A 7,777-nucleotide genomic window follows, 5' to 3' on the forward strand; every position below is an offset into this window, starting at 1 on the left:
CCCGATGGTATCCGACTGCCGAAAGCCGACACCCCGGAGATCGTCGAGCGTCTCGACACCCTGCTGACCGAATTCGAAGAAGAATTGGACGTGGAGATCGGTCGCTTCAAGATTCTGCCGTCGATCGAAAGCGCCGCCGGGGTCATCAACTCGGTCAAAACGGCCCGCTGCTCCAAGCGCATCATCGCCCTGGCCTTCGGCGCCGAGGACTACACGGCCAACCTGGAGATCGAGCGGACCAAGACCGGCGAAGAACTCTTCCACGCCCGTACCCGGGTGATCTGGGCGGCCAAGGCGGCGGGGATCCAGGCCATCGACAGCATCTTCGCCGACGTCTCCGACATGGAGGGGCTGCGCCGCGAGACCCAGCTGATCAAGACCCTCGGCTACAACGGCAAATCGCTGGTCAACCCGCGGCAGATCGACGTCGTTCACGAAGTCTTCGCCCCCAAGCAGGAAGAGGTCGACTACGCCCTGGAGGTGGTCGAAGCGATCCAGCGCGCCCGCGCCATGGGGACCGGTGTTATTTCCCTGAACGGCAAGATGGTCGACGCGCCGGTGGTCAAGCGGGCGGTGCGCGTGCTCAAGACCGCCCGGGCCCACGGCCTGATCGATATCGAACTCGACGAAGAGGTGATTTATGGTGAAAAATAGCCTGGGCCGGGCCATCCCCGCCGTTTTCAACGGCAAGCCCCTGGTCCCCTATCGCGACCCTTTTTCGCTGATGCCGCAGGGCCATGTCGCACCGCGCCCCCTGCGCCGGGTCAACCCGGGACAGAGCAAAAGGCTCTCTTCGCTGCGCGAGGCGATCGAGGCCTCCGGGCTGCGCGACGGCATGACCATCGCCACCCACCATCACCTGCGCAACGGCGACGCCCTGCTCGGCATGGTGGTGCGCGAAATCGACGCCCTGGGTCTGCGCGACATCCGCATCGCCTCGAGCTCGGTCCACCCGGTGCACGCCGAAATCATCCCCTTTATCGAAAAAGGGGTGATCACCGCCCTGGAATGCGGCGTCAACGGCCCGGTCGGCGAACTTGCCTCCAAGGGGGAGCTTGCCTGCCCGATCACCGTGCGCACTCACGGCGGCCGCGCCCGATCCATCATCAGCGGCGAGGTGCCGGTGGATGTCGCCTTCATTGCCGCCCCCTGCTGCGACGAATACGGCAACATGAACGGCTTCTACGGCCCATCGGCCTGCGGCAGCCTCGGCTACGCCCACACCGACGCCGAACACGCCCGCTGCGTGATCGCGGTGACCGACAACCTGGTTCCTTATCCGGCCAGCCCGATTTCCATCCCGCAAACCCTGATCGACTATGTCGTCACCATCGACAGCCTCGGCGACCCGCGCAAGATCGTCTCCACCACCACCCGGGTCACCAGCGACCCGGTCGGACTGCTGATCGCCAAATACGCCGCCCAGGTCATCGACGCCTCGGGGCTCTTGCGCGACGGCTTCTCTTTCCAGACCGGCAGCGGCGGCATCTCGCTGGCGGTGGCCGACCATGTGCGGCGGATGATGCGCGAACAGAAGGTCAAGGGGAGTTTCGGCTGCGGCGGCATCACCGGCTATTTCGTCGACATGCTCGAAGAGGGGCTGTTTCAGAGCCTGTTCGACGTGCAGTGCTTCGATTTGAAGGCGGTCGAATCGATGGGGCGCAACCGCAACCATATGGAAATTTCGGCGGACATGTACGCCAACCCCTTCAACGCCGGGGCGGTGGTCAACCGCCTCGACACCGTCATCCTCGGCGCCACTGAGGTCGACGTGAATTTCAACGTCAACGTCAACACCGAAAGCAACGGCTACCTGCTGCACAACACCGGCGGCCACTCGGACACCGCCGCCGGGGCCAAACTGGCGATCATCGTCGCTCCCTCGATCCGCGGCCGGCTGCCGATCGTCAAGGACGAGGTCACCACCATCACCACCCCCGGCGAAACGGTCGACGTGGTCGTCACCGAGCGCGGCATCGCCGTCAACGAGAAACACAGCGAACTCAGAAAAGAACTGCTGCGGCGCAAGGTTCCGGTCAAGGATATCCGGCAGTTGCAGCAGGAAATCTACCAGGTCACCGGTCGCCCGCGCCCCCTTGAATTCGAGGACGAGGTGGTGGCCCTGATCGAATATCGCGACGGGACGATCATCGATGTGGTACGCCGAATTAAAGACTGACCTGCTCGCCGCCCGCGATGCCCGGCAGGCGGTCCTTGAGGACGCCCTCTCTTTGGGGATGACCGCGACCCTGCTGCTCTCCCTCGGCATCCCCGGCGACAACAAGCGTCCTCCCGGCGCGCAACGCCTTTTTCAATGGGCCCACCGGAGCCTGCTGGCCGCCTACCCGGGCCTGACGGAAGCCGGCACCGGCGAGGACCTGCTCGGCCCCTATGCCATCCTCGCCGGCCCGGTCGATCCCGGCGAACTCAAGCGCGGCTGCATCGAACTGGAGAGTTCCTTTCCCGTCTCCCGCCTGCTCGACGTCGACGTCTACACCGCCACGGGCACAGCCGTCGACCGCGAGCTTCTGCAGCTGGAACAGCGCCGCTGCCTGCTCTGCGACGCGCCGGCCAAAGAATGCATCCGCCTGGGCCGCCATCCCCATTTTCAACTGGTGAACAAAGCCAATGAACTGCTGCAACCGTTCAGCAACTGAAGCTCTGGCCGCAGCCCTGCTGCAAGGGCTGACCGCCGAGCTCTATCTCACCCCCAAACCGGGGTTGGTCGACCTCTGGGACAACGGCTCCCACGCCGACCTTTCCCTGCCGAAGATGGTCGCCTCCATCGAACTGATCGGGGTCTATTTCGACGAACTGACCGCTGCACTGGCAGCGGGTGCCGCCAGCAACGAGCTGATTGGCCTCGGCCGCATTGCCGAAGAGCGGATGCTCGCCCGCCTCGCCACCAACACCCATAAGGGGGCGATTTTCCTCGGCGGACTGCTGCTGACGGCGAGCGCCCGTGCCACCGATGACCAACCGGAGACGCTGCGGCTTGCGGTAGCCGCGGTCGCCACCGAGATCATCGCCCTGCGGACCCCGGCGGCAAGCAACGGGGCAGCGGCCCGGCAAACCTACCGGGTCGGCGGCATCCTCGCCGAGGCCAGCGCCGGCCTCCCCTGCCTCTTCGACATCGCCCTGCCGGCCTGGCACGCCAGCATCACCCGCCGGGCCGACCCGCAGCGGGCCGCCTTCTCCATGCTGGCGGCGTTGATGCAAAAGGTGGAGGACACCACCGCCCTGCACCGCTGCGGAACAGCCGGGTTAGAGCGCCTGCGCCGCGACGGCCGGATGCTGGAGCTGCTGCTCGCCCGGGACGAGGATCCCGTCCCGCTGCTGCAGCAGCTCAACCTCGAATACCGGCGCAGCAACCTCACCATGGGGGGCGTCGCCGACCTCCTCGGCCTGGCCTTCGGCTACCTGGACTTTCTCGGCGAACCGGTGCGCATATCGGCCGAACAGGCTGCCACGCTCGACAGCCGCTAGAATCGAAGAGGTTCGGGTGAGGGGCAAACAGCAGAAAAGCGAAGGGCGGCCGAATCGGCCGCCCTTTGTTATGGAGATGGGACTACTGAACAATAAAGGAGGTTTCCCGGGAGTCACTGCCGGCGCCGGTGCTGATGGTCGTGATGACCTGGTACGTCCCCACCTTGGCATTGGCCGGCAGGTAGAGCGGAATGTTCGAACTGTAGGTACCGGCTTTGTGATTGACGTTCAAGGTCGGCTTGCCGACCAGTTCGTTGTTGTGCCGAATTTCATGCGACTCCGTCACCATGACCGAGGTGTAAGAGTTGGGGGCCATCACGGCATAGGTCGTCAACAGGTCGACCTTGCCTCCCGGCCTGACGGCATAAGGATCCGCCGAGTTGCTCTCAATCCGGATCATGGTTCCCATGCTTGACTGGTACTTGTAGCTGCTGGCCGTCTCGTCCGCCGACTTCTTCTGGTCGATCGTATAGTTGCCGATCACCCCGCCGATCAGGGCACCGACCAGACCGCCCAGGATCGCCCCTTCCGTCCGCGACCCCTCACCCGCCAGCACCGCCCCCGCCAAGGCTCCCGTTGCTGCGCCAATGCCCGCCCCCTTGCCTGCGCCCTCATGCTCTTTCGGAATACTGGCACAGCCGGCGATACCGAAAAGAAAGAGCGCAACCGTAATAATCGCTAGCCAACTCTTTTTCATTTTCCGCCTCCATCAATGAATTCCGTTGAAACTGCGCCCAAAAGCTCCTCGCATCAGCTGGTCCCCGGCCTGCGTTCACCCTTGCAGCCACCCGACAATGCCTTCGCGGTGGAATACCCAAGGCGTTATACCTCATCATCTGTTTCATTTTCCTGGTGTGGCGACCCTCTCCCACCTATCTCCATCATAGCCGCTGGCCGCCGTTTCGCAATCACACGCAGAGAGGGCGGGCAGGGTTAAAGAGGCGGGGCTCCTGTTGTTGACAAAAAGCCAAAAGGGTTTATTAGGTAACAAGGGTAGGGGAATGGAACAGCATCCGCCCTGGACATAACGAAACAACAGCTTGACTCCAGCGTCGAGCTATTTCCGGAAAAGGAGTCCATCATGGGCCTTCTCGATCAAATTCTTGACGCTCAAGGCGGTGCCCAGTTGCAGCAGCTGGCAGGAAAGTTCGGGGTCAGCGAGGGCCAGGCCAAAAACGCCCTGGAGCAGATGCTCCCCGCTCTCTCGCAGGGGATCAAGAAAAACGCCACGGCGCCCGGCGGCCTGGATGCGCTGATGGCCGCTCTACAAGGGGGCAACCATCAGCGCTACCTCGAAGACCCGCAGGAACTCCAGCGTCCGGAGGCGATCGCCGACGGCAACAACATCCTCGGTCATATTCTCGGCAGCAAGGATGTCAGCCGCCAGGTGGCGGCGCGCACCGCCGAAAAGACCGGCCTCGATACCGGCATCCTGAAACAGATGCTGCCGATGGTTGCCGCCATGACCATGGGTGCCCTGAGCAAGCAGGCCTCTGCGACCGGAGCCTTGGGCCAGCTGCAGGGAGGCGCATCATCCGGCGCGAGCGTCGCCGGTTCGCTCCTGTCCCTGCTCGACTTTGACAAGGACGGCTCGGTAGTCGACGACCTGATCGGCCTGGCAAAGAAATTTTTCCAATAGCCATCAAAATGAAAGGGCGGCCAACTCGGCCGCCCTTTCATTTTCGTAAGACAGGGGCTAGCAGCAGTTGTAGTCACTCTCCCCGGCATCTCCTGGTCCAGGTTATTTGTATGCCGTGACGCCCATCAGCTCAACGACTTTCATCACCTTGGTGAAGCCGGCCGTCTTGAGCCGCTTGGCGGCATTGTCGATAAAGCTGGTTCCGCGCTTCACCATGTGCGGGTTGCCGGTATAGTGAAACAGGGTCCCGCGCCGTTTCAGAACACGGTGAATTTCCCGGTAAAAGCTCTCGCTGTAAAGCTCTCCGGCCAGGGAAAAACGGGGCGGATCATGGATCACCGCGTCGAAGGATTCCGCCGCGAGCCCCCGGATGTAGTCATCCACATTGGCATGGACCAGCTGGATATTTTCACCGAAGATCAGCTGCGACCACGGATTACTTTTGCGCAGCGCCATGACCGTTGCGCTCAGTTCGACCGAAACGACTTCGCGCGCCCCGAGCTTAAGCGCAGCCGAGGCCGCATAGCCGAGGCCGCTGCAGGTATCGAGCACCCGATCCCCTTTTTTCACCACCTGCGCGGCCATCTGCCCGGCGCTCTCAAAGGGATTGATCCCCTTCGAGATGTGCATTTTCACCCCGCTGATTTCCAGCAGCGGCGCCTGCTCGGTGGGAACGAGCTTGGTGTACCCCTCATCCCTGGCCTCAAGCACCTCCAGCCGGCCGTCTGACAAGATAAAGACCCGGTTTTCCTTGCCCGCTATCTGCTCTAGCTGTTCCCGGTTCAGCCGATTATCCGCGTCCAGAATCAGCGCGTCGCCGCTGAGGGCAAAGGTGCCGCGAGTGAGGTTCAAATCGACCGACATATCGATGCAATCCTCGCCCCGGTCCAGCGCAGCGAGGACCTGACGGGCAATCGTCGAATAGAACCAATAAACCTTTTTTTTCATAAATCCTGCTCACCGGAAAACCTCTCCGGCTGGAAAAGTGCTTATTAACGGCAGGCGACAATATTCGCCGTTTGCGACCGCAGGTCCAAAACGACCTTGACCTGCTTTTTTCTCAGTTGCTGCAGAACCTGCTCGACCTTATCCTCCAGGCTGCAGCCGGCATCCCCCCAATCGGCCCCGTCCCTGCTGACAAACTCCTGGATCACGTTCCGCAGCGTCTCCGGATGGATCCGCTCGTACGGAACCTCGACCCCTTCTTCGTGCTGACCTGCTGCTTTTTCCTGCGACATGGAGTGCCTCCACAGGGCATAGCCCCAACGATTTAAAGGATTTTAAAAATCTATTCTGCGGGGTAAAGCGGTGGTAAGGCCTGCGCTGTCGGCCTCTGCTGCTGCGGCAGTTTTTTGAGGGCGCCACAGAGAGCCTCTCCCCTCCATGGCTCCGGGGCCGAGCCGTAGAGGGCCTGATCCAGCTCGGCCAGAGCGGCGGCGAGGGGCGCGCTGCCGAGCCGGCACAGCGCTTCGAACTCCCGCCCGGACGCCTCGGGGAAGCGCATGCGGCTCCAGCGCAGCAGCGCCTGACGTGCGGCCTGAGGATCGTTGCGGCCAGCGGCCTCAAGCACCGCCCGGTAAGTGGCCCGCTCCGTTTCACGGTTCGCGCCGTCGACTGAAGCTTGCTCCTTCGCGGCCGGCGAAGAGCGCCTGCGCCGCCAGAACAACAGCAGGGTGGCCAGCCACCCGAGTCCCAGGGTCAGGCAGAGCCAGGGCCAGAACCCCGCGCCAGATCGCCCTGGGGGCGCTGCGGCAGGGGGCGGGTTGACACCGGACACAGACGGCGAAGCGACCACCGGGGGGACCGGCGTAGCCGGTGCTGCGGGGGCCTGAGGAAGGGAGTTGACGAGGCTGCCGGCCGCCGGGGCCACCTCCAGTTGCAGCGCATCGAGGTGGACGCGGCTCCAGCTGCCGGCGGCCACATCGTACCAGTCGAGATCGACGGCCGGCAGCGTAAGCGTCCCCGGACGGGTTGGCACCAGGGCCAGCTTCTGCTGCAGAATGCCCACAATCCCCTGTTCGTTTTCGGCATCCTGCCGACTCGGCTGGTCGGGGTAGCTCTTCCACCCATCGGATACCGGCAGCTGCAGCTCAGGCAGGCCCGCTGCGGGCAGCCCCTCGGCGGTCAGGGTCAGGGTCCGGGTGGCCGGTTCGCCGACCCGCAGAATTGGTGGGTGCTGCTGCCAGTCGTCCTGCAGGGTCAGGCGACGGGCGGGGAGCCAGCTGCGGGAGCCCAGATCGGCCGGCAGCTCCGTTACCTGAATCGGCAGCGCTTCAGTCTTACGCCGCACCTGCTGCAGCGACCGACCGAAGGGATCGCGCCGGGAGGAGCCGGCGTCAATCTGGGCATCCAGCTGCAGGGCGGCCATGCTGAGTTGTCTGGCCTGGCGGGGAAAGACGGTATAGCGCCGCTCGATCCCCTGGTAGCGGTAGCCGCCACGGCGGGTTTCAAAGCTGCGGTCCTTACCCAGTTGCCGGATATCCGCTTCCCCCCCTTCCACTCGGGGTTCGCTCAGACTTGCCTGAGCCAGTTCGACCCGATGCAGCACGCGCACGGTTAAAAGGATCTGCGCCCCGACCGGCACCTGCCACGGCTGCGCCTCGGCTTCGATAAATAGCGGAGCCGCGGCGGCCGTGGCAGCGGTCTGCTCAC

9 protein-coding genes are annotated in these 7,777 nt (G+C 63.7%); 5 read left to right on the forward strand and 4 right to left on the reverse strand.

From position 1 onward, the window contains the following. The 4 genes from ABYV89_RS12295 to ABYV89_RS12310 all read left to right on the forward strand — a co-directional run. On the forward strand, nt 1–654 hold a 654-nt coding region (locus ABYV89_RS12295; RefSeq protein WP_432823250.1), incomplete at its 5' end, for an HpcH/HpaI aldolase/citrate lyase family protein. After that, nucleotides 641–2,179, forward strand: coding sequence for a citrate lyase subunit alpha (gene citF, locus ABYV89_RS12300; protein WP_432823251.1), 1,539 nt, complete (start codon nt 641–643; stop codon nt 2,177–2,179). The genes ABYV89_RS12295 and citF, both read left to right, overlap by 14 nt. Beyond that, entirely contained in the window at nt 2,154–2,657 is a 504-nt protein-coding gene (locus ABYV89_RS12305; protein WP_432823252.1) for a citrate lyase holo-[acyl-carrier protein] synthase, read from the forward strand. The genes citF and ABYV89_RS12305 overlap by 26 nt, the downstream gene beginning before the upstream one ends. After that, nucleotides 2,629–3,486 carry a triphosphoribosyl-dephospho-CoA synthase gene (locus ABYV89_RS12310; protein ID WP_432823253.1) on the forward strand — a complete coding sequence of 286 codons (858 nt, stop codon included), beginning with the start codon at nt 2,629–2,631 and terminating at the stop codon, nt 3,484–3,486. Before ABYV89_RS12305 ends, ABYV89_RS12310 begins: the two co-directional genes overlap by 29 nt. Nucleotides 3,487–3,568: 82 nt before the next feature. On the opposite strand, the gene ABYV89_RS12315 is transcribed toward ABYV89_RS12310, so the two are convergent. Then, entirely contained in the window at nt 3,569–4,183 is a 615-nt protein-coding gene (locus ABYV89_RS12315; protein WP_432823254.1) for a glycine zipper domain-containing protein, read from the reverse strand. Nucleotides 4,184–4,567: 384 nt separating this feature from the next. Between ABYV89_RS12315 and ABYV89_RS12320 the strand changes: the two genes are divergently transcribed. Continuing rightward, entirely contained in the window at nt 4,568–5,125 is a 558-nt protein-coding gene (locus tag ABYV89_RS12320; RefSeq protein ID WP_432823255.1) for a DUF937 domain-containing protein, read from the forward strand. A 102-nt stretch (nt 5,126–5,227) separates the two neighbouring features. Here the strand turns inward: ABYV89_RS12320 and ABYV89_RS12325 are convergent, their stop codons facing one another. The 3 genes from ABYV89_RS12325 to ABYV89_RS12335 all read right to left on the reverse strand — a co-directional run. After that, nucleotides 5,228–6,073, reverse strand: coding sequence for a class I SAM-dependent methyltransferase (locus tag ABYV89_RS12325; protein WP_432823256.1), 846 nt, complete (start codon nt 6,071–6,073; stop codon nt 5,228–5,230). A 44-nt stretch (nt 6,074–6,117) separates the two neighbouring features. Next, nucleotides 6,118–6,363 carry a YheU family protein gene (locus ABYV89_RS12330; RefSeq protein WP_432823257.1) on the reverse strand — a complete coding sequence of 82 codons (246 nt, stop codon included), beginning with the start codon at nt 6,361–6,363 and terminating at the stop codon, nt 6,118–6,120. Nucleotides 6,364–6,413: 50 nt separating this feature from the next. Then, nucleotides 6,414–7,777: hypothetical protein (locus ABYV89_RS12335; RefSeq protein ID WP_432823258.1), on the reverse strand; the 1,364-nt coding region annotated here is incomplete at its 5' end.

The organism is Trichloromonas sp., from assembly GCF_041583255.1.
GTDB lineage: Bacteria > Desulfobacterota > Desulfuromonadia > Desulfuromonadales > Trichloromonadaceae > Trichloromonas.